A 20229-nucleotide genomic window follows, 5' to 3' on the forward strand; every position below is an offset into this window, starting at 1 on the left:
GGTATAGCACTAGTTTAGTGCTATCTTTATGCCAATATGGCACTGATACAACCTATGAACTATACACTAAAGAACTTTCTGCACAACCTCCTACTTGACTCCATGTCCTCAGACGACAACGACGATGTGATTCCGGTCATCACCACCGACCCGGAAGAGGAGTTGCTGCCAGAGGACATGCCAGACGAGCTGCCTATATTAGCCGTACGGAACACCGTGCTTTTCCCGGGAGTGGTGTTGCCTATAACGGTGAGCCGCAAAAAATCGGTGCGCCTGGTGCGCAAGGCCCATAAAGGCGACAAGACCATTGGTGTGGTGGCCCAACTCAACACCAACAGCGACGACCCTTCCAGCGAGGATTTGTACAGCATTGGCACCATGGCCAAAATCCTGAAGATGCTGGTGCTGCCCGACGGCAACACGACCATCATCATACAGGGGCAGAGCCGTTTCAAAATTGAGGAGATTACGCAGGAAGACCCTTACCTGACGGCGCGTGTCAGCTATTGCAAAGACACCTTCCCGAATAAGAAGAGCAAAGAGGTGAAAGCCCTGGTGCAGTCGCTGAAAGATGCGGCAGCTAAGATGCTCAAGCTCAACCCCGAGATACCACAGGAAGCGCAGGTGGCGCTCGATAACATCGACAGCCCGAGCTTCCTGACACACTTCCTGTCGAGCAACCTGAACGTGGACGTAGCCCAGAAGCAGAAGCTGCTGGAGGTGAATGACGGCGTAGAGCGTGGCACACAGCTGCTCGAAATCATGCTCCGCGAGATACAGTTGCTGGAGCTCAAGCAGGAAATCCATACCAAGGTACATACCGACATTGACCAGCAGCAGCGCGACTACTTCCTGCGGCAGCAGATAAAAGTATTGCAGGACGAACTGGGGCAGGAGGGGCCTGACCAAGAGATAGAGCGCTTCCGCGAGCGCGCCACCAAAAAGAAGTGGCCGGAGCAGGTAGCCAAGCACTTCAACAAGGAGATAGAGCGCCTGGCGCGCCTCAACCCGCAGGCTGCCGAGTACCCGGTGGCGGTGAACTACATTGAGTTCCTGCTCGACCTGCCCTGGAACGAGCAGACGAAGGACAACTTCAACCTCAAGCGCACTAAGAAGATACTCGACGCGGACCACTATGGTCTGGAGAAAGTGAAGGAGCGCATACTGGAGTACCTGGCGGTGCTCAAGCTCAAGAAAGACATGAAAGCGCCCATCCTGTGCCTATATGGCCCTCCCGGGGTGGGTAAAACCTCCCTGGGACGTTCTATTGCCACCGCGTTGGGACGTAACTATGTCAGAATGTCACTGGGCGGCGTACGCGATGAGGCCGAGATACGGGGCCACCGCCGTACCTACGTGGGGGCGATGCCCGGCAAAATCATCAGCCAAATCAAGAAAGTGGGCTCCTCTAACCCGGTGATTATTCTGGATGAGATAGACAAACTGGCTTCTGACTTCCGCGGTGACCCATCTTCGGCGTTGCTGGAGGTGCTGGACCCGGAGCAGAACCATACTTTCATGGACAATTACCTGGATGTGGAATACGACCTGTCCAAGGTGCTGTTCATCGCCACAGCCAACTCCCTGGATACCATTCAGCCCGCCCTGCGCGACCGAATGGAGATTATCGAGCTGACCGGCTATACCATGGAGGAGAAGACCGAGATTGCCAAGCGCCACCTCGTACCGAAGCAGGTGAAAGACCACGGGCTGGAGGAAGAGGACGTGAAGATGCCAAAAGCCACAATCCAGAAAGTGATTGAGGATTACACCCGTGAATCGGGGGTGCGTAGCTTGGAGCGCAAAATCGGGCGCCTGGTGCGCAACACGGCCAAACTGAAGGCGATGGAGGAGAAGTATACTCCGAGCATCAAACCGGAGGACGTGGTGAAGATACTGGGACCGGAGACGTTCGACAAAGAGATTTACCAGGATATCGATACGGCCGGTGTTGTAACGGGACTGGCTTGGACCTCAGTGGGTGGCGACATCCTGTTCATTGAAAGCATTCTGAGCAAAGGCAAAGGCAAGTTGACGCTGTCGGGCCAGTTGGGTGACGTGATGAAGGAGTCCGCTATGACGGCCCTCTCCTACCTGCGCGCCCACGCCGAGCTGCTGGACATCGACTACCGTATATTCGAGCAGTACGACCTGCACATCCACTTCCCGGAGGGTGCCGTGCCGAAGGACGGTCCGTCGGCAGGTATAGCCATCTTCACCTCCATCGCCTCCGTGTTCACGCAGCGCAAGGTGAAGCCGCGGCTGGCCATGACGGGTGAGATTACGCTGCGGGGCAAAGTGCTGCCAGTGGGAGGTATAAAAGAGAAAATCTTAGCAGCCAAACGTGCCGGAATAACTGATATTATCCTGTGCCAGAAAAACAAGAAGGACATCAGCGAAATACCAGACCAGTACATCAAAGGTCTGACCATACACTATGTAGACCGCGTAGACGACGTGATTAAGATAGCGCTGCTGAAGCAGAAGGTGAAATATCCGCTCAACCTGAAGGTGACGGAGGACAACAAGAAAGTAGACGCGGATTACTAAGGGCCTCTTCACCTGCTGTAGAGTGTACTTCAAGGCGGCAGGTATAGAGGCATTCTTTAGGTATGGCCTGTTAAGTTGATTGAGGAAGATGTTTCCCATACCTCAGCCCCGTCCAGATTCGTTCTTGTAAGAAGAGACAAAGAGTACGGCAGAAACCCGAGCAGGGTGTTCTGCCCTGTTTTTTTAATTTAAAGCATCTAAAATGTTAGATTCAATAGAGCATTTAACCCCAGCCCAAATTGTAGCGGAGCTGGATAAATATATCATCGGGCAACAGGACGCCAAACGGAACGTGGCCATTGCGCTGCGCAACCGCTGGCGCCGCATGAACGCCGATGAGAGCATACGCCGCGAAATCGTGCCCAACAACATACTCATGATAGGGGCGACCGGTGTGGGCAAAACCGAAATCGCGCGCCGCCTGGCCAAAATCGCCGATGCGCCTTTCACCAAGGTAGAGGCATCCAAGTTCACGGAAGTAGGCTATGTGGGCCGCGACGTGGAAAGCATGGTGCGCGACCTGGTGGAGCAATCGGTGAACATGGTGAAGACGAAGAAGAAGGAGGAGGTGAAGCAGAAAGCCGCCGAGGTGGTGGAAGACATCATTCTAGATGCACTGATTCCGCCTATCCAGGGAGGCCGTTCTACGCCGGGTTACTCCGGAAATTCTGACCCCAACGCGATGCCGGATAACGACTACGAGCTGAACGAGCGCACCCGTGAGAAATTCCGCGAGAAAATCCGAAACGGCGAACTGGAAGACCGCAAGATAGAAATCCGCATCCAGCAGAGTTCCATGCCCGGCATGGGCGTGATGGGGCCAGGTATGGATGAGGCCTCCATGATGAACATCCAGGAGATGATTAGCGGCATGATGCCCAAAAAGACCAAGAAGCGAAAAGTGACCATAGCCGAGGCGCGTAAGATTCTGTTGGAAGAGGAAGCCGCTAAACTCATCGATATGGACGAGGTGAAGGAAGAGGCAATTTTCAAAGCCGAGAACTCAGGCGTCATCTTCATTGATGAGATTGACAAAGTGGCCAGCTCCAGTAAGAAAGGCAGCGGCCCGGACGTGAGCCGCGAAGGCGTGCAGCGCGACCTGCTCCCGATTGTGGAAGGCTCTACCGTCAACACCAAGTATGGCGTCATCAACACCGACCACATCCTGTTCATTGCGGCGGGTGCGTTCCACGTGGCCAAACCTTCAGACCTTATACCTGAGCTGCAGGGTCGCTTCCCGATTCGTGTGGAGCTGCAAAGCCTGACGAAGGAGGATTTCTACCAGATTCTGAAGTTCCCCAAGAATGCCCTGACCAAACAGTATGTGGCGCTGCTGGCCGCAGAGGATGTGGAGCTTAGCTTTGCAGATGAGGCCCTGGACGAAATCGCCTCTATTGCCTATGAGGTGAACTCAGAGGTGGAGAACATCGGCGCCCGTCGTTTGCACACGGTGATGAGCCGACTGCTCAACGATATCCTCTTCGATGTGCCGGACAAAATTGGCGCCAACGCCCACATCGTGGTGACCCGCGAGATGGTGCTGGAACGCCTGTCTGATATGGTGAAGAACCGTGACCTGAGCCAGTACATACTTTGATAGTTAAAAGTTGAAAGTCGTAAGTTAAGAGTTGCAGGTATAGCGCAACCTCTGGCTGGGAAATTATTCCCTTGCCATACCTATACAAGCGAGTCTGTGACGTGCGAAAAAGAAAAGCTGGTGTTTCTGTTAAGTCAGGAGCACCAGCTTTTTTGTTTGCAGAAACATCTGCCAGTAGGTATAGGTATAATCAAAGCACGAACCTGAATCGTATTTAAAGGATAGCTCTTAACTTTTATCTCTCAACTCTTAACTCTATAAAAGTGAACTACTACTTCATAACCGGCGCCAGCAAGGGAATAGGCAAAGCCATAGCCGAGCAGTTGCTGCAGGACGAGAACAACCGCGTGATAGGCGTGAGCAGGAGCAGCAGCATCCAGCACAGGAACTACCGCCACCAGCCGCTGGATTTTTCCGACATACCTGCCGTGGAGCACAACCTGCACAAGGTATTTATACCTTACCGCGATGCGGAAAAGCTGGTGCTCATCAACAATGCCGGCGTGTTAGGCGACATAGGGTATGTGGGCGAAGGTATGCCGAACGAGCGATTCGAGTTTGTGTTTGATGTGAACGTGATTGTGCCAGCCATGCTCATGAACACCTTCCTGCAGGTATACCAGCCGGTACGGTGCCAGAAAGTGGTTGTAAACATCAGCTCCGGCGCCGGCAGAAACCCGATTGATGGCTGGGCAAGCTATTGCGCCTCCAAGGCGGCCCTGGATATGCTGTCGCAGACGGTGCAGCAAGAGCAGAATGTGCGGGCGTCGGGCGTTCGGGTGTTCTCGCTGTCGCCGGGCGTGGTGGATACGGCTATGCAGGAGAACATCCGCGAGGCCGATGCGGAGCGGTTCAGCAATGTGGAGCGGTTCAGAGACCTCAAAGCGAATGGAGAACTAGCCTCAGCAGAGGAAGTGGGCACTAAGATTGTAGGGTTCCTAAACCGAGTGGAGGAGTATAACGAGGTGTTGGTGTCGGTGCGGGACATGTAACGCCTTAGCACCTGGAATGCAGGTATAGCAGGGGCAGCCTTAGGTTATTTGAAACCTAAGGCTGCCCTTTTTTAGGCCCAATGATTACGCCCTGTGTAATGCACTGAGCCGCAATGGAATAGGTTTACATCCTTTTTCAGGGATATTTGCTAATTAAGTATAGTTATGCTAAATTGGTATAGTTGATTGAGTGGTCACTTCAATAAATCCGTCATGAAGAATCCCATCTGTCCCCGCTGCAGTTCTTTGGAAGTCGTGAAAAGCGGCGTAGTGAACGAAAGACAGCGTTATCGCTGTAAAAAGTGCGGCTACTACTTCACCGTCAACAAGCTGGGCAAGGGCATTGACAACTACTATGTGACCAAGGCGCTACAGCTTTACATTGAAGGTATAAGCTACCGCGAGATAGAGCGCATCCTCGGTGTGAGCCACGTCTCCATCATGAACTGGGTGCGCAAGTACAGGGTGAAAGCCCCGGAACAGACCGAATACCATCCTACCTACAAAATACTGAACCACACCGAATTAGTGGAATATTTGAAGAACAACGCCAATCTTAAGGGGGCCGGCATGATGATTACCGAACTTGGCGATAAGTACATGATGATTAAGTGGAAGCGCTTTAAGGACTGAAGTATATCAACTTACCAAATATATACATGGCTTTACCTGCTTTCCTGAATTTTACTTAAAATAGATTAAAGATTTCGGGGAAACAGCTGACCTCTCTTCACTTTTAACATTTAGTACTCCAATGAAAAGACTGTTACTATATGTGGCGGCGGGGCTGGTGCTCTGCTGCGCTGGAAGAGGTGCATCTGCACAAGGGTCCGCAGAGTATGGCTCGGGTATAAAGTTGCCCCTCAACGAGGATGGCAGCAAGTACATCCGCTTCATCACCTGGCACCAGGTATGGATTCGCTATAACCAAAACAACACAGGCTCGCTCCGCAACAACGAGCAGGTAGACAATACGATGGACATAGGTTTGCGCCGCTCGCGCTTCCTGACGTACTCCCAGATTTCTCCCCGGTTCCTGGTGCTGCTGCACTTCGGCATCAACAACCAGAACGCCGTGAGCGGTGGCGCGAGCCCTGCATTGGACGGAAAGAAGCCCCAGATTTTTATCCACGACGCCTGGACGGAGTATAAAGTGTTTGGCAACGCTTTGTCAGTAGGAGCCGGCCTGCACTACTGGAACGGCATCTCCCGCATGACCAATGCCAGTACACTCAATTTCATGACCATTGATGCGCCTATTTTCAACTGGGCCACCATCGATGCCGCTGACCAGTTTGGTCGTATGCTGGGGGTATACGCTAAGGGCAAACTGGGTAAGCTAGATTACCGCATGGCAGTCAACGACCCGTTCGTGACCAACACAGCGCAGGCGGTAGCTACGGCAGCCAATTATAATCCCAGAAACAACAAAAAGGTATTCCAAGGCTACTTCAACTACCAGTTTCTGGAACAGGAGTCGAACCTGCTGCCGTACATGGTGGGCACCTACCTGGGCAGCAAGCGCGTGTTCAACATAGGAGTGGGCTTTATGCACAACGAGGACGGGGTATGGCGGACACAGGAAACGGCTTTCGGGCCAGACACCGTCACCTCCAATATCAGCCTGTTCGGGGTGGATGCCTTCCTGGACCTGCCGCTGAACCAGGAGCAGAACACGGCCCTGACCGCCTATGCCGTGTACCACAACTACGACTTTGGCCGCAACAACGTCCGCAACATCGGCATCATGAACCCGGCCACAGGCGGAGGTGGCCTGCGCGGCAATGCTTTGCCGACCATCGGCACTGGCGACATCGTGTATGGCCAGGTGGGTTACCTGCTCCCCAAAGATTTTATTACCCCCAAGGCTAGACTGCAGCCCTACACCGCCTTCAGTTACGGTAACCTGGAGGGCGTGCGAGACACCAACGGCGACAAGGTGCCGGTGAAGGTGCTGGATGTAGGGGCTAACCTGCTGCTGGAGGGGCACCACTCCAAGCTGACGCTCAACTGGCGCAACCGCCCGGACTTCACCAACCCTAGCAACCTCAGGTATCGTCCGGAGATTACGCTGCAGGCCATGATTTACTTATAGGAACCTTAAAACTAAAACAATCTATACCTTATGGAAAATAACAGAAACAGAATGCAGGAGTACTGGCAGCGCAACGTCCGGATTCTGCTTACGCTACTGGGGCTTTGGTTTGCCGTGTCCTATGTTTTCGGCATCCTGCTGGTCGACGAGATGAACCAGTTCCGGCTGGGCGGTTTCAAGCTGGGCTTCTGGTTTGCGCAGCAAGGGTCCATCTATGTGTTTGTGCTCATCATCTTCATCTATGTGTGGCTGATGAACAGGCTCGACCGCGAATTTGACGTGCACGAAGATTAATCTCCCTCACTCCAAAAAAATAAGACAATGGATATCCTGACCTGGACATACATCATCGTGGGCCTGACTTTCGCCCTCTACATCGGCATCGCCATCTGGTCGCGCGCCGGCTCCACCAAAGAATTCTACGTGGCAGGCGGCGGCGTTAGTCCGCTGGCCAACGGTATGGCCACGGCAGCCGACTGGATGTCGGCTGCCTCGTTCATCTCCATGGCGGGCCTTATCTCGTTCATGGGCTACGACGGCTCGGTATACCTGATGGGCTGGACCGGCGGCTATGTGCTGCTGGCCCTGCTGCTGGCGCCCTACCTGCGCAAGTTCGGCAAGTTCACGGTGCCTGATTTTGTAGGTGACCGCTACTACTCCAAAACAGCCCGCTTGGTGGCGGTAGTCTGTGCTATCTTCATCTCGTTCACGTATGTGGCCGGCCAGATGCGTGGCGTGGGCATCGTGTTCTCCCGCTTTCTGGAAGTGCAGATTGAGACCGGAGTGGTTATCGGTATGATTATCGTGCTTTTCTATGCGGTGTTAGGCGGTATGAAAGGCATCACCTATACCCAGGTGGCGCAGTACTGCGTGCTGATTTTCGCTTACATGGTGCCGGCCATCTTCATCTCGCTGATGCTGACCGGCAACCCAATCCCGCAGCTCGGCCTGGGTGGAACACTCTCTGATGGCACTTACCTGCTGGACAAACTCGACGGCCTGCTCCCGGAGCTGGGCTTTACGGCCTATACCGATGGCAGCAAGGCGACCATTGACGTGTTCTTCATCACAGCGGCTTTGATGGTTGGTACGGCCGGTTTGCCACACGTGATTGTGCGCTTCTTCACAGTTCCTAAGGTGAAAGACGCCCGTAAGTCAGCCGGTTATGCGCTGGTGTTCATCGCCATACTTTACACGACCGCTCCTGCGGTGGGAGCCTTTGGTATGTACAACATGCTGCAAACCACTAGCAACCAACCCATCTCCAACATGCCGCAATGGGTAAGCAACTGGCAGAAGACGAAGCTGATTGGCGTGGACGACAAGAACGGCGATGGACGCATTCAGTATGTAAAAGACCCAGCGGGGAATGAATTGACCATTGACAAGGACATCATGGTGCTGGCCAGCCCAGAGATTGCCCAATTGCCTAATTGGGTAATTGCCCTGGTGGCGGCTGGTGGACTTGCGGCGGCTCTCTCTACAGCTGCTGGTCTGTTGCTGGTTATCTCTACTTCCATTGCACACGATTTGCTTAAAAAGTCTGTGATGACAGGTATAAGCGAGAAGCAGGAGCTGGTAGCAGCACGGGTAGCGGCTGCAGTTGCAGTAGTGATTGCAGGTTATTTTGGCATCAACCCGCCAGGCTTTGTGGCGGAGGTGGTGGCCTTTGCCTTCGGACTGGCGGCGGCTTCGTTCTTCCCCATCATTATCATGGGCATCTTCTCGAAGCGCATGAACAAGCAGGGGGCTATCTGGGGCATGATAACGGGTCTAGTGTTCACAATCGCTTACATTTCCTACTTCAAGTTCATCAATCCAGCGGCCAACCTGCCGGAAAACTGGTTTATGGAAATTTCGCCAGAAGGTATAGGAACGGTAGGTATGGTACTCAACTTCGTGGTTTCGTTTATTGTGTCCCGCTTCACGCCAGCCCCTCCGGCTCACATCCAGGAACTGATTGAGGACATCCGCATACCGCGTGGAGCAGGCGAGGCCGTGGCCGGACATTGAATTTAAGTTGTTGGTTGGTTACATTGTTAGATGGTTGGCTGCGTGGATTTCACCAGTCAACCATTTGGCAGGTTTCAACTCCTAAACTCTTCAACTCCCAAACTCAAAATGCGCGACATAGCAAAAGGCAGACGACTCTTTTTCATCAGTGTCCTGTTTATGGTGCTGCTGAATTTTCCGTTGCTTTCGATTTTCAATTCGGGCGCAACGGTGGGCGGAGTGCCTGTGCTATACCTGTACATCACGGGGATGTGGCTGGCGTGCATTGCGGCTATCGGGGTTTTTATCAATCGGGAGGACCCGCGTAAACAGAAGAAATAAGGCATGAGTTACTGGCTCGTCATCGGTGTTTCGTTTTTCTACCTGGCTTTGCTCTTCGGGCTGGCTTCGTGGGCAGAAAGGCGTTCGGCTGCGGGCAGGAGTTTCGTGGGCAATCCCTACATCTATGCGCTTTCCATGGCCGTGTACTGCACCGCCTGGACCTACTACGGTTCGGTGGGAAGGGCCGCTACAACAGGGTTGGGCTACCTGGCCATCTACATCGGGCCGACGCTGATGGCGCCGCTCTGGTGGATTGTGCTGCGCAAGATTATCCGAATCTGCAAAGTGCAGCGCATCACCACCATCGCCGATTTCATCTCGTCGCGTTACGGCAAGAACATCGCGCTGGGAAGCATTGTCACCATCGTCTGTGTGCTCGGAATCATTCCGTACATCTCCATACAGCTCAAGGCCATTGCCAGCAGTCTGGATATCCTGACCGGGAGCAACGAAGTGGGCCGCAGCCCTATGTTCGGCGACACGTCTTTTTTCATTTCGCTGGGTTTGGGCCTGTTCACCATTGTGTATGGCACGCGCCACGTGGAAGCCACCGAACGCCATGAAGGTATGGTGACGGCCATCGCGTTCGAGTCGCTGTTCAAGCTGGTGGTGTTTGTGGTGGCGGGGCTTTTTGTGACGTACGGCGTGTTCAACGGTTTCGGCGACATCATGCAGCAGGCCACGCAGCTCCCCAACTTTCATGAATTGATGACTTTTGATAGCCAGAACAGTTTTTCGCAGTGGTTCTGGATGGTGGTGCTCTCCATGTTGGCCATCCTGTTTTTGCCGCGCCAGTTTCAGGTGGCGGTGGTGGAGAATGTGAACGAGCAGCACCTGAACAAAGCCATGTGGCTGTTCCCGCTATACCTGTTTGTCATCAACATCTTTGTGCTGCCCATTGCCTTTGGTGGCGATTTGCTCTTTGGCGGTACCGGCACCGGCGCCGATGCCGATATGTTTGTGCTGGCTATACCTTTGAGTGAGGGCGAGCCCCTGCTGGCGTTGCTGGTATACCTGGGCGGTTACTCAGCGGCCACCAGTATGGTGATTGTGGCCACCATTGCCCTGAGCGTGATGATGAGCAACAACCTGATTATGCCGCTGCTGGTGAGAGTGCCCGCCCTGAAAAACAACTACCAAGGCCAGCTGACACGCATCCTGCTGTATAGCCGCCGCCTTTGCATCCTGCTGATTCTGCTGCTGGCCTACCTCTACTACAAGGGGGTGGCTGAGTACTACTCGCTGGTGGAAGTGGGGCTGGTGTCTTTTGCGGCGGTGGCCCAATTCGCACCGGCCATCATCGGCGGCATCTTCTGGAAAGAAGGTACTAAAAACGGTGCGCTGGCAGGTATAGTAGTCGGCTCGGTGCTGTGGTTCTATACCTTGGTGGTGCCCTCTATGGTAGGCGTAGGAATGCTGCCGGCCTCTATTCTCAACGAAGGTCCTTTAGGTATAGCCTTGCTTAAGCCTTTTGAGCTGTTTGGCCTGCAAGGTATGGATTACATCTCGCACGCCATGTTCTGGAGCATGTTCCTGAACGTGGGGCTGTACATAGGCGTGTCGTTGCTGAGCAGGCAGACCTCGCAGGAGCGCAACCAGGCCGAGGTGTTCGTGGACATCTTCAAGTACTCCACAGTGTTCGAGAGCTCCATCGTCTGGAAAGGCACGGCCTACATACCCGACATCAAAACGCTGCTGGTGAACTTCCTGGGCGAGAAAAAAGCCGAAGTCGCTATGAAGGCTTACAAGCGCAAATACCCCGAGCCTGAAGACGAATCGGGTAAGGCCGACCCGAAACTGGTGACTTATGCCGAAAAAGTGTTGTCAGGTGTCATCGGGTCATCATCAGCGCGCATCATGGTCTCATCGGTGGTGAAGGAGGAGGAAATCAGCATCGATGAGGTGCTCAACATTTTGAAGGAGTCGCAGCAGCTTATTTCCATCAACAACGAACTGCGTCGTAAATCCCTGGAACTACGCCGTGCCACAGAGCAATTGCGGAGTGCCAACGAGCGGCTTAAGCAACTAGACGAGCTCAAAGACGAATTTCTGTCGACGGTGACGCACGAACTGCGCACGCCTCTGACTTCGATTCGGGCCCTCTCCGAAATCCTGTACGACAACCCTGAAATGGAACGCGAGGACCAGGAACACTTTCTGCAGACCATCGTGAAGGAGTCGGAGCGGCTGACGCGCCTCATCACGCAGGTGCTGGATTTGGAGCGCTTTGAATCAGGCAAGCAGAAGCTCAACCTGGGGCCGGTGCAGGTGGAGGAAGTTATACAGGAGGCGGTGCAGACACTGGAGCAGCTGGTGCAGGAAAAGCGCATCGAGCTGGTAGTGGATGTGCAGCAGAACCTGCCCGGTGTCACCGGCGACCGGGACCGGCTCATGCAGGTGATGGTGAACCTGATATCCAATGCCGTCAAGTTCTGCCACCCGGAGAACGGCCGCATCATCGTGTCAGGTTACTGCATCGACGGCGACATCAAGGTGAACGTGGTGGACAACGGCAAAGGCATCGACCCTGAGTTCCACAAACAGATATTCGACAAGTTTTACCAGGCCCAGAACCAGAACATCCGCAAGCCCGAGGGCAGCGGTCTGGGGCTTGCCATCAGCAAACAGATAATTGAGTCGCACCAGGGCCGCCTATGGGTGGAGAGTGAGCCGGGGCGAGGCGCCAAGTTTTCATTTGTGCTGCCCGTGAAGGTAACGGCCCCTGCTAACGTATAAGACTATGAAAGGGAAAGATAAATTGAAGGTGTTGGTAGTGGATGATGAGCCAAGCATACTCATGCCACTGGAGTTCCTGATGCGCAAAAGCGGCTATCAGGTGTTTATTGCCCGCAACGGCACCGAGGCGCTGGAGAGCGTCAGCAAAGAGCAGCCCGATGTGGTGTTGCTCGACATCATGATGCCCGACGTGGACGGGTATGAGGTATGCCGCCACATTCGGCGGACCGAAGCGATGGACGGGGCCAAGGTGATTTTCATGAGCGCCAAGACCAAGGACGCCGACATCAAGAAAGGCTACGAAGTAGGGGCCGACCTCTACATACCCAAGCCCTTTTCGACACGCTTCCTGATGGAGAAAATAAAGGAGCTGACCCAGAGTTGATTCAAATTTAAAGCAAGCTGAACCATGGAGACACTAACCCAAACCTACAGCTCGTACGCCGAGGCCTACGAAAGAAGTATAACCGATCCGGAGGGCTTCTGGGGCGAGCAGGCCCGGCAAATCGCCTGGTTCGAGGAGCCGAAGCAAATCCTGACCACCGATGAGAACGGCTTTTACCGCTGGTTTGCAGGCGGCAAGCTCAACACCGCTTATCTGGCCCTGGATTACCACGTAGAGAACGGCCGCGCCGACCAGACCGCCCTCATCTACGACTCGCCGGTAACGAACACCATCCGCAAGTACAGCTACCGCGAGTTCCGCGATATGGTGGCCCGTTTTGCCGGTGCCTTGCGTGGGCTGGGTGTGGACAAAGGCGATACGGTGGTGATTTACATGCCTGTTATACCGGAAGCGGTGGTGGCCATGTTGGCCTGTGCGCGGCTGGGTGCCATCCATTCGGTGGTGTTTGGGGGCTTCGCGCCGCATGAGCTGACCGTTCGTATAGACGATGCCCGGCCCAAGGTGGTGGTTTCGGCCTCCTGCGGCATTGAGTTTGACAAGCACATCCCCTACAAGCCGCTCCTCGACAAGGCCCTGAACGACAGCCAGCACAAGCCGGACCATACCATCATCCTGCAGCGCCCTTACGTGCAAGCAGACATGCAGCCGGGCCGCGACCTGGATTACATGGACATGCTCCAGAAAGCACAGCCAGCCGATTGTGTTCCGGTAGATGCGCACGACCCGCTCTACGTGCTCTATACCTCCGGCACCACCGGCAAACCCAAAGGCATCGTGCGCGACAACGGCGGCCATGCCGTGGCACTCAAGTTCAGTATGAAAGCCGTGTATGGCGTGGAGCCCGGCGATGTGTTCTGGGCCGCTTCAGACGTGGGTTGGGCCGTGGGGCATTCGTACCTGGTATACGCGCCGCTCATCCATGGCTGCACCACAGTGCTGTTCGAAGGCAAACCGGTGCGCACTCCGGATGCCGGCACGTTTTGGCGCGTCATCATGCAGCACGACGTGAAGGTGCTGTTCACCGCACCCACGGCCATACGCGCCATCAAGAAAGAAGACCCCGACGGGATAGAGAAAATCAAGTATGACCTGCCGTCGCTCAAGTACCTGTTCTTAGCTGGCGAGCGCTGCGACCCTGCCACCTACTACTGGGCCAAGGATTTGCTGCGCATACCCGTTGTAGACCACTGGTGGCAGACCGAATCGGGTTGGCCGATGGTGGCCAATATGGTGGGTTATGGTATCATGCCTGCCCGGCCGGGCTCGGCGGGTATGCCGGTCTGTGGCTACAAAGTGGAGATTCTGGGCGAGGAAGGACAGGAGCTTATACCTGCGCAGGAAGGTTACGTGGCCGTGAAGCTGCCGCTGCCTCCGGGCTGCCTGCCTACTCTTTGGGAAGATGACGAGCGCTTCTTTAAATCTTACCTGGAGCGTTTCCCGGGCTATTACATGACCGGTGATGGCGGCTATATGGACGAAGATGGCTATATTTATATCATGGGCCGCATCGATGACGTCATCAACGTGTCGGGTCACCGCCTCTCAACCGGCGAGATGGAAGAGATGGTCGCCTCGCACCCCGCCGTGGCAGAGTGCGCCGTGGTAGGTATAGCCGACGACCTGCGGGGACAGCGCCCGATTGGGTTGGTGGTGCTCAAAGACGGGCAGACCATAGGCGAGCAGCAGCTGGAGCAGGAACTGATTGCCCTGATACGGGAGAAGATAGGGGCGGTGGCCTACTTCCGGAACGCGCTCATTGTGAAGCGGCTGCCCAAGACGCGTTCCGGCAAGATACTCCGGAAGATTCTCCGCAACATCGCCGACGGCGTGCACTACGCTATACCTTCCACCATCGATGACCCGGCCATTCTCACGGAGATACACGACGAGCTGAAGGAGCGGGGAATAGGAAACGCCTTTGCAAACTGATATACATCATTGACACCTTTAACTGACCGAAGACAATGCCCAACAACCAAATCAAGACTTTCCAGGAGTACGAGCAGGCCTACAAACGCAGTGTGGAAGACCCTGAAGGATTCTGGTCCGATATAGCGAGTTCATTTTCCTGGCACAAGAAATGGAACACTACCCTGGAATGGAACTTCGAGGAGCCGAACGTGAAGTGGTTCAAAGGAGGCAAGCTCAACATCACCGAGAACTGCCTGGACCGCCACCTCAAGACCAGGGGCAACAAGCTGGCCCTGATTTGGGAGCCCAACGACCCGAAGGAACGGTTTGTGCGCTATACCTACCGCGAGCTGCACGAGAAGGTATGCCAGTTCGCCAACGTGCTCAAAAAGAACGGCGCCAAGAAAGGAGACCGCATCTGCATCTATATGCCGATGATTCCGGAGCTGGCCTTTGCCGTGCTGGCTTGCGCCCGCATCGGTGCCATCCACTCGGTGGTGTTCGCCGGTTTCTCCGCTGTGGCCATGGCCGACCGCATCAACGACGCCCAGTGCAGCATGGTGCTGACCTCTGACGGCCTTAACCGCGGAGCCAAGCAGATACCCGTGAAACGCGTGGTGGACGAGGCTTTGGAACGCTGCACTTCTGTAGAAAGAGTGATTGTGGTGGAGCGACTGGGCTGGGCCGTGAACATGGTAGAAGGCCGCGACGTGTGGTTCCACGATGAGGTGCAGGGCGTGAGTAAAGACTGCCCCGCCGAAGTGATGGACGCCGAAGACATGCTCTTCATCCTCTATACCTCCGGTTCCACCGGCAAGCCCAAAGGCGTGGTGCATACCTGCGGCGGCTACATGGTATACGCCCACTACAGTTTCAGTAACGTGTTCCAGGTGCAGGAGAACGACATCTACTGGTGTACCGCCGACGTCGGCTGGGTGACAGGCCATACCTACCTCCTGTACGGCCCGCTGCTCTCCGGTGCAACTACGCTGATGTTCGAGGGCGTCCCAACCTTCCCAGACATGGGCCGCTTCTGGCAGGTATGCGATAAGTTTGGCGTGAACATCTTTTATACCGCGCCAACCGCCATACGCTCTCTCATGAGCGGCGACATTGACGATGTGCTCTCCTACAGCCTCGACTCCCTGAAGGTACTGGGCTCGGTGGGTGAACCCATCAACGAGGAGGCCTGGCACTGGTACCATACCCACGTCGGCAAGGAGCGCTGTCCGCTGGTAGACACCTGGTGGCAGACTGAGACCGGTGGCATTATGATATCCTCACTGGCCAACGTGACGCCCATCAAGCCCGCGCACGCGGCCTACCCACTGCCGGGCATCCAGCCGATTCTGGTTGATGCCGAAGGCAATGAGATAACAGAGAACGAAGTGGAAGGATACCTGTGCATGAAGTTCCCCTGGCCAGGTATGATTCGCACCACCTACGGCGACCACGAGCGCTGCCGCCTCAGCTACTTCTCCACCTATAAGGGCCTATATTTCACCGGCGATGGCGCCAAGCGTGACAAAGATGGTCTGTACCGCATCATCGGCCGTGTGGATGATGTGATCAACGTATCGGGCCACCGCTTCGGGACGGCTGAGATTGAAGAGGCCATCAACCATAACGAGCACGTGGTGGAGTCGGCCGTAGTGGGTTACCCGCACGACGTGAAAGGACAGGGCATCTACGCCTTCGTCATCTGCAAGGAAATGCCGGAGCGCGAGGACTACCTGCGCGCCGAAATCATCGAAACGGTGGTGGAGAAAATCGGCAAGATTGCCAAGCCTGACAAAATTCAGATTGTGAGCGGCCTACCCAAGACCCGCTCAGGCAAAATCATGCGCCGCATCCTGCGCAAAGTAGCGGAAGGCGATACCTCCAACCTTGGCGATACCTCTACCTTACTTGACCCGGATGTAGTGGATGAAATCAAAGCTGGAGCTTTGTAGAGTTGTTAGCTATTTAATTTAGTTAATTCTCTAAAGTCCTGTGGCGCAAGCCGCAGGACTTTTACGTCTTTAAGAACTGACCTGACCACTTGCTGCTTTGTAGTAGTTGCTGTTGTGGTTTACTCGCTGTGTTGTTTCATCGCTTCCCCTGGCCGAGCGGGCACTCACTTTTCTCCTTGATGAGAATCGAGGGCCCCTACCCCCAAAGTAAGCAAACGAATCAAGGCGCTCCAAACTCGCTGAACGCTCGAACAGTGGAGCTCCAAAAGGTGCACCTAGCCGGTGTCACCGCTCTGTTGCTACAGGGCAACTCTCCGCTTGAGGGGAGTCAGAGGGGTGTCAAGGCTATACCTGCCAGTGTTATGTGCTACAATGCCTATACCTGGGAATAGGCGATGGCAGAAAGTCCCCCTTAGAAGGGGGCAGGGGGATGTTCAATCGTTCCTGATTCCCCTCCTGAGAGGGGCAGGGGTGTGTCAATTGTGAGCAGGTGCCATACCTGCTCACGCTCCCGTCATTCCCATACAAGCTCTGTCATTCCGACGAAAGGAGGAATCTGTTACGTTGCCCACCGCCGGTTCGAGCGCAGCGGGAACCGGCGGTGAAAGGTGCGAACCGGTTGCAGAAGGTGGCTCACAGAAAGCCTCATCTGCGCTGGATGTGCGGCCAGTATGGTTTGAGATTCCTCCTTTCGTCGGAATGACAGGTGAATAAACAACCTCCTTCCCAAGAGGGGGAACAGTTACATCACCCGCGGCTTGAGCGCTCGAACAGAAGCAACGCAGATGAAAGTATAAGGGCATCGGAACGGCGGCAGCTAGGCAACTATGAAAGAACAGCGTACAGCATCAAGCAGCTGCAATAGGCGGAAAAGACTCCAAAAAGATAAAATCAGTCCGGCGGCAACCCCTTGCAAACCACCACGCAAACAAGTATCTTCAACAGGTAGAACCCAAAGTCATGAAACCCTCCAACGTCATCCAGGAACGCGTCCATGAGTTTCTGAACACGTACCCGCCTTTCAACCTGATAGAGCAGGAAAAGCTGCGCGAACTGGCCAGGCAGGTGCGTGTGCTATACCTGGAACCGGAGCAGGTGCTGTTCGCCCAGGACGACATGGCCCATGTGTTTTTCTACGTCGTGCGGCAGGGCTCTGTGCGGCTGGAGCAGCGGACGGAGGGAAGCAACCCCAAACTGCTGGACGTGTGCGACGAGGGTGATGTGTTTGGGGTGCGGGCATTGATTGCCAAAAAGAACTACTCCTCCACCGCCACCGCTGCCGAAGAATCGCTGGTATACGCTATACCCATCACGGCTTTCGAGCCTATCCTGACGGAGTCGCCGGAGGTGGCCCTGTACTTTGCGGCCGGTTTTGCGGCGGGGCAGCCGGTGCGCAATGCCACCATGCGCGACACCAACCGGGCACGCATCGGCCTGAGCACCATAGCGCCTTCTTCCATCCCCCTGCACCTGGAGGACGCGCTCAAGATAGACACCTCCAAAAACCTGGTAGCCTGTCCGCCTGACACCTCTATCCGGCTGGCCGCCCAGATGATGAGCGACAAAGACTCCAGCTTTATCATGGTGGTGGACGCGGAGCAGCGGCCATTGGGCATCATCACCGATACGGACCTGCGCCGGCAGGTGGTCGCCGGGCACGTTCCCATACACGATAACGTGGAGGTCATCATGTCGGCTCCCGTCATCACCACTGTGCCCAATCCGGCGATGGCCGATGCCCTCATCCATATGATTCGGAACAAGGTAAAGCACCTTTGTGTGACGAAAGACGGCACCGTGGACTCGAAGGCACTAGGTGTGCTCACCGAGCATGACCTGCTGCTGGCGCAGGGCAATAATCCGGCGGTGCTGGTGCAGGAAATCCGGCAGACAAAAGATATCAACTCTCTGCCAGCCATACGCGAGCGGGCAGAGGAATTGCTGCTCAAGTACCTGGAACAGGAGGTGAGCATCTCCTTCATTGCCAACATTATCACCGAAATAAACGACGCCATCATTGTGCGGGCGCTGCAGCATGCCGAGCACGAACTGGGAGAACCACCGGTACGCTACTGCTGGCTCTCGCTGGGCAGCGAAGGGCGCGAGGAGCAGTTGCTGCGTACCGACCAGGACAATGCCCTGGTGTTTGAAGACAAAAACATGGCACTGGAGAAGGAGTATCAGGAGTATTTTCTGAAGCTAGCTGTCATGGTGCGCGATGTGCTGGTAGCCTGCGGCTTCGAGAAATGCCCGGCTGACATGATGGCGAGCAACCCGAAGTGGTGCCAGCCGCTCCATACCTGGAAACAGTACTTCTACAATTGGATACACGAGCCCACTGAAGAAGCGCTGATGCATACCTCCATCTTTTATGATTACCGCCCGGTGTACGGCGACTTCAGCCTGAGCCGCCAACTCACCGACTACATCTACCAAAACATACAACAAGAGCGTATTTTTCTGCCTTTCCTGGCCAAGCATGCGCTGCAGAGTCCGCCGCCATTGAGCTTCTTCCGCAACTTCATTGTGGAGCGGGGAGGCGAGCACAAAGACCAATTTGACATCAAGCTGCGGGCCATGACGCCGCTGGTGGATGCCGCCCGTGTGCTCACACTAGACAACCGCATAGCGGGCGAGAACAACACCTTCAAGCGCTTTGCCAAGCTGGCCGAGCTGGAGCCGCAGAATGCCGAGCTATACCGGGAGGCGGCCATGGCCTACGAGATTATGATGCGGTTCCGGGCTCTCAATGGCCTACGCAACAAGAACTCAGGCCGCTACCTCAACCCCAACCAACTCAACAAACTGGAGCGGCAGACGCTGCGCAGCACCTTCAAGCCTATCAGCGACATGCAGGAGCTCCTGCAGGTGCGCTTCCAACTCAACTACCTCGGCTGATGGAGTGGTTCAGACGGCTGATGCAGGACCTGCAACCAACCAATGCCTCGGCTCCGGCCTTCTGGCTGCGGTATGCGGATGCCCTAAAGGAGCAAGCTTCGGGTAAGACGCCTTTGGCAGAAGCCGAGCTTGTAGTGTTCGATACGGAAACGACCGGGCTGGACCGGCGCCAGGACAGGGTGCTGTCAATAGGCGCGGTGCGGGTGCGGGGGCTGCAGGTGCTCGTGTCAGATACCTTCGAATGCCTGGTGCAGCAGGAAGGAGCACCAACCAATAAAAGTGCCGAAGTGCATGGCCTGCTCTCGAAGCAATTGGAGCAAGGTATACCGGAACGGGAGGCGGTGGAGCAATTCGTCGGGTTTATAGGCGGAGCCATCCTGGTGGGGCAACACGTGGCCTTCGACATTGACATGGTGAACCAAATGCTCCGGCGGCAAGGGATAAACGGCAAGCTGCGCAATCGCTCCGTCGATACGGCTAAGCTGGCCATCCGCCTGGAGCGCCGCCACGCCGACAGCCATACCTTAAAACCCGCTGAGTATAGCCTCGATGCCCTTTGCGACAGGTATAACCTTCCCACCGACGACCGCCACACCGCCTCCGGCGATGCCTTCGCCACAGCTTTGCTGTTGCTCAAGCTATTGGCGCTGGCAAAGCAGCGGGGGATTAAGACGGTAGGGGAGTTGGTAAGATAAGGTATAGCTTTGCTGAGGCGATTATTGGTATCTGTTGATTTCCACAAAAAACCGTATGTTTAT

At 55.2% G+C, this 20229-nt stretch carries 14 protein-coding genes; all 14 read left to right on the forward strand.

The genetic code is table 11. The features are described from left to right. Positions 1–54: 54 nt before the first annotated feature. The 14 genes from lon to B051_RS0105185 all read left to right on the forward strand — a co-directional run bounded on the left by lon (position 55) and on the right by B051_RS0105185 (position 20166). Complete coding sequence (gene lon, locus B051_RS0105120; protein ID WP_033316730.1) at positions 55–2550, forward strand: endopeptidase La; 2496 nt, start codon at positions 55–57, stop codon at positions 2548–2550. A 202-nt stretch (positions 2551–2752) separates the two neighbouring features. Further along, positions 2753–4147 (forward strand): ATP-dependent protease ATPase subunit HslU, encoded by a 1395-nt coding sequence (gene hslU / locus B051_RS0105125; RefSeq protein ID WP_018477109.1) that lies wholly within the window; start codon positions 2753–2755, stop codon positions 4145–4147. A 263-nt stretch (positions 4148–4410) separates the two neighbouring features. Beyond that, positions 4411–5139 carry an SDR family NAD(P)-dependent oxidoreductase gene (locus B051_RS0105130; RefSeq protein WP_018477110.1) on the forward strand — a complete coding sequence of 243 codons (729 nt, stop codon included), beginning with the start codon at positions 4411–4413 and terminating at the stop codon, positions 5137–5139. Between the two features lie 213 nt (positions 5140–5352). Next, on the forward strand, positions 5353–5772 hold the full coding sequence (locus tag B051_RS0105135) for an IS1/IS1595 family N-terminal zinc-binding domain-containing protein (RefSeq protein WP_026236198.1): 420 nt from the start codon (positions 5353–5355) through the stop codon (positions 5770–5772). Between the two features lie 121 nt (positions 5773–5893). Continuing rightward, a complete protein-coding gene (locus tag B051_RS0105140; RefSeq protein WP_018477112.1) occupies positions 5894–7234 on the forward strand; it encodes a hypothetical protein in 1341 nt (446 codons plus the stop codon). A gap of 30 nt (positions 7235–7264) precedes the next feature. Further along, on the forward strand, positions 7265–7528 hold the full coding sequence (locus tag B051_RS0105145; protein ID WP_018477113.1) for a DUF4212 domain-containing protein: 264 nt from the start codon (positions 7265–7267) through the stop codon (positions 7526–7528). Between the two features lie 27 nt (positions 7529–7555). Continuing rightward, the gene (locus tag B051_RS0105150; protein WP_018477114.1) at positions 7556–9247 is read left to right on the forward strand and encodes a sodium:solute symporter family protein; all 1692 of its coding nucleotides are present in this window, start codon (positions 7556–7558) and stop codon (positions 9245–9247) included. A 108-nt stretch (positions 9248–9355) separates the two neighbouring features. Next, the gene (locus tag B051_RS0105155; protein ID WP_018477115.1) at positions 9356–9568 is read left to right on the forward strand and encodes a hypothetical protein; all 213 of its coding nucleotides are present in this window, start codon (positions 9356–9358) and stop codon (positions 9566–9568) included. 3 nt (positions 9569–9571) lie between these two features. Further along, positions 9572–12304, forward strand: a complete 2733-nt coding sequence (locus B051_RS0105160; protein ID WP_018477116.1) for an ATP-binding protein — start codon at positions 9572–9574, stop codon at positions 12302–12304. 4 nt (positions 12305–12308) lie between these two features. Then, entirely contained in the window at positions 12309–12689 is a 381-nt protein-coding gene (locus B051_RS0105165) for a response regulator transcription factor (RefSeq protein WP_018477117.1), read from the forward strand. A 24-nt stretch (positions 12690–12713) separates the two neighbouring features. Next, positions 12714–14639 (forward strand): propionyl-CoA synthetase, encoded by a 1926-nt coding sequence (locus B051_RS0105170; RefSeq protein WP_018477118.1) that lies wholly within the window; start codon positions 12714–12716, stop codon positions 14637–14639. A gap of 35 nt (positions 14640–14674) precedes the next feature. Beyond that, on the forward strand, positions 14675–16573 hold the full coding sequence (gene acs, locus B051_RS0105175; protein WP_018477119.1) for an acetate--CoA ligase: 1899 nt from the start codon (positions 14675–14677) through the stop codon (positions 16571–16573). Positions 16574–17533: 960 nt separating this feature from the next. After that, positions 17534–19471, forward strand: coding sequence for a DUF294 nucleotidyltransferase-like domain-containing protein (locus B051_RS0105180; RefSeq protein ID WP_018477120.1), 1938 nt, complete (start codon positions 17534–17536; stop codon positions 19469–19471). Continuing rightward, complete coding sequence (locus tag B051_RS0105185) at positions 19471–20166, forward strand: 3'-5' exonuclease (RefSeq protein WP_018477121.1); 696 nt, start codon at positions 19471–19473, stop codon at positions 20164–20166. Before B051_RS0105180 ends, B051_RS0105185 begins: the two co-directional genes overlap by 1 nt. Positions 20167–20229: the final 63 nt, after the last annotated feature.

The sequence above is a fragment of the Pontibacter roseus DSM 17521 genome (assembly GCF_000373265.1).
Taxonomy (GTDB): Bacteria; Bacteroidota; Bacteroidia; order Cytophagales; family Hymenobacteraceae; genus Pontibacter; species Pontibacter roseus.

What these genes read in the sequence shown, in the direction of transcription:
- B051_RS0105170 (WP_018477118.1), top strand. Translation starts at nt 12,714, where the DNA reads ATGGAGACACTAACCCAAACCTACAGCTCGTACGCCGAGGCCTACGAA.
- B051_RS0105160 (WP_018477116.1), top strand. Translation starts at nt 9,572, where the DNA reads ATGAGTTACTGGCTCGTCATCGGTGTTTCGTTTTTCTACCTGGCTTTG.
- B051_RS0105150 (WP_018477114.1), top strand. Translation starts at nt 7,556, where the DNA reads ATGGATATCCTGACCTGGACATACATCATCGTGGGCCTGACTTTCGCC.
- B051_RS0105180 (WP_018477120.1), top strand. Translation starts at nt 17,534, where the DNA reads ATGAAACCCTCCAACGTCATCCAGGAACGCGTCCATGAGTTTCTGAAC.
- B051_RS0105145 (WP_018477113.1), top strand. Translation starts at nt 7,265, where the DNA reads ATGGAAAATAACAGAAACAGAATGCAGGAGTACTGGCAGCGCAACGTC.
- acs (WP_018477119.1), top strand. Translation starts at nt 14,675, where the DNA reads ATGCCCAACAACCAAATCAAGACTTTCCAGGAGTACGAGCAGGCCTAC.
- B051_RS0105165 (WP_018477117.1), top strand. Translation starts at nt 12,309, where the DNA reads ATGAAAGGGAAAGATAAATTGAAGGTGTTGGTAGTGGATGATGAGCCA.
- hslU (WP_018477109.1), top strand. Translation starts at nt 2,753, where the DNA reads ATGTTAGATTCAATAGAGCATTTAACCCCAGCCCAAATTGTAGCGGAG.
- B051_RS0105185 (WP_018477121.1), top strand. Translation starts at nt 19,471, where the DNA reads ATGGAGTGGTTCAGACGGCTGATGCAGGACCTGCAACCAACCAATGCC.
- B051_RS0105155 (WP_018477115.1), top strand. Translation starts at nt 9,356, where the DNA reads ATGCGCGACATAGCAAAAGGCAGACGACTCTTTTTCATCAGTGTCCTG.
- lon (WP_033316730.1), top strand. Translation starts at nt 55, where the DNA reads ATGAACTATACACTAAAGAACTTTCTGCACAACCTCCTACTTGACTCC.
- B051_RS0105135 (WP_026236198.1), top strand. Translation starts at nt 5,353, where the DNA reads ATGAAGAATCCCATCTGTCCCCGCTGCAGTTCTTTGGAAGTCGTGAAA.
- B051_RS0105140 (WP_018477112.1), top strand. Translation starts at nt 5,894, where the DNA reads ATGAAAAGACTGTTACTATATGTGGCGGCGGGGCTGGTGCTCTGCTGC.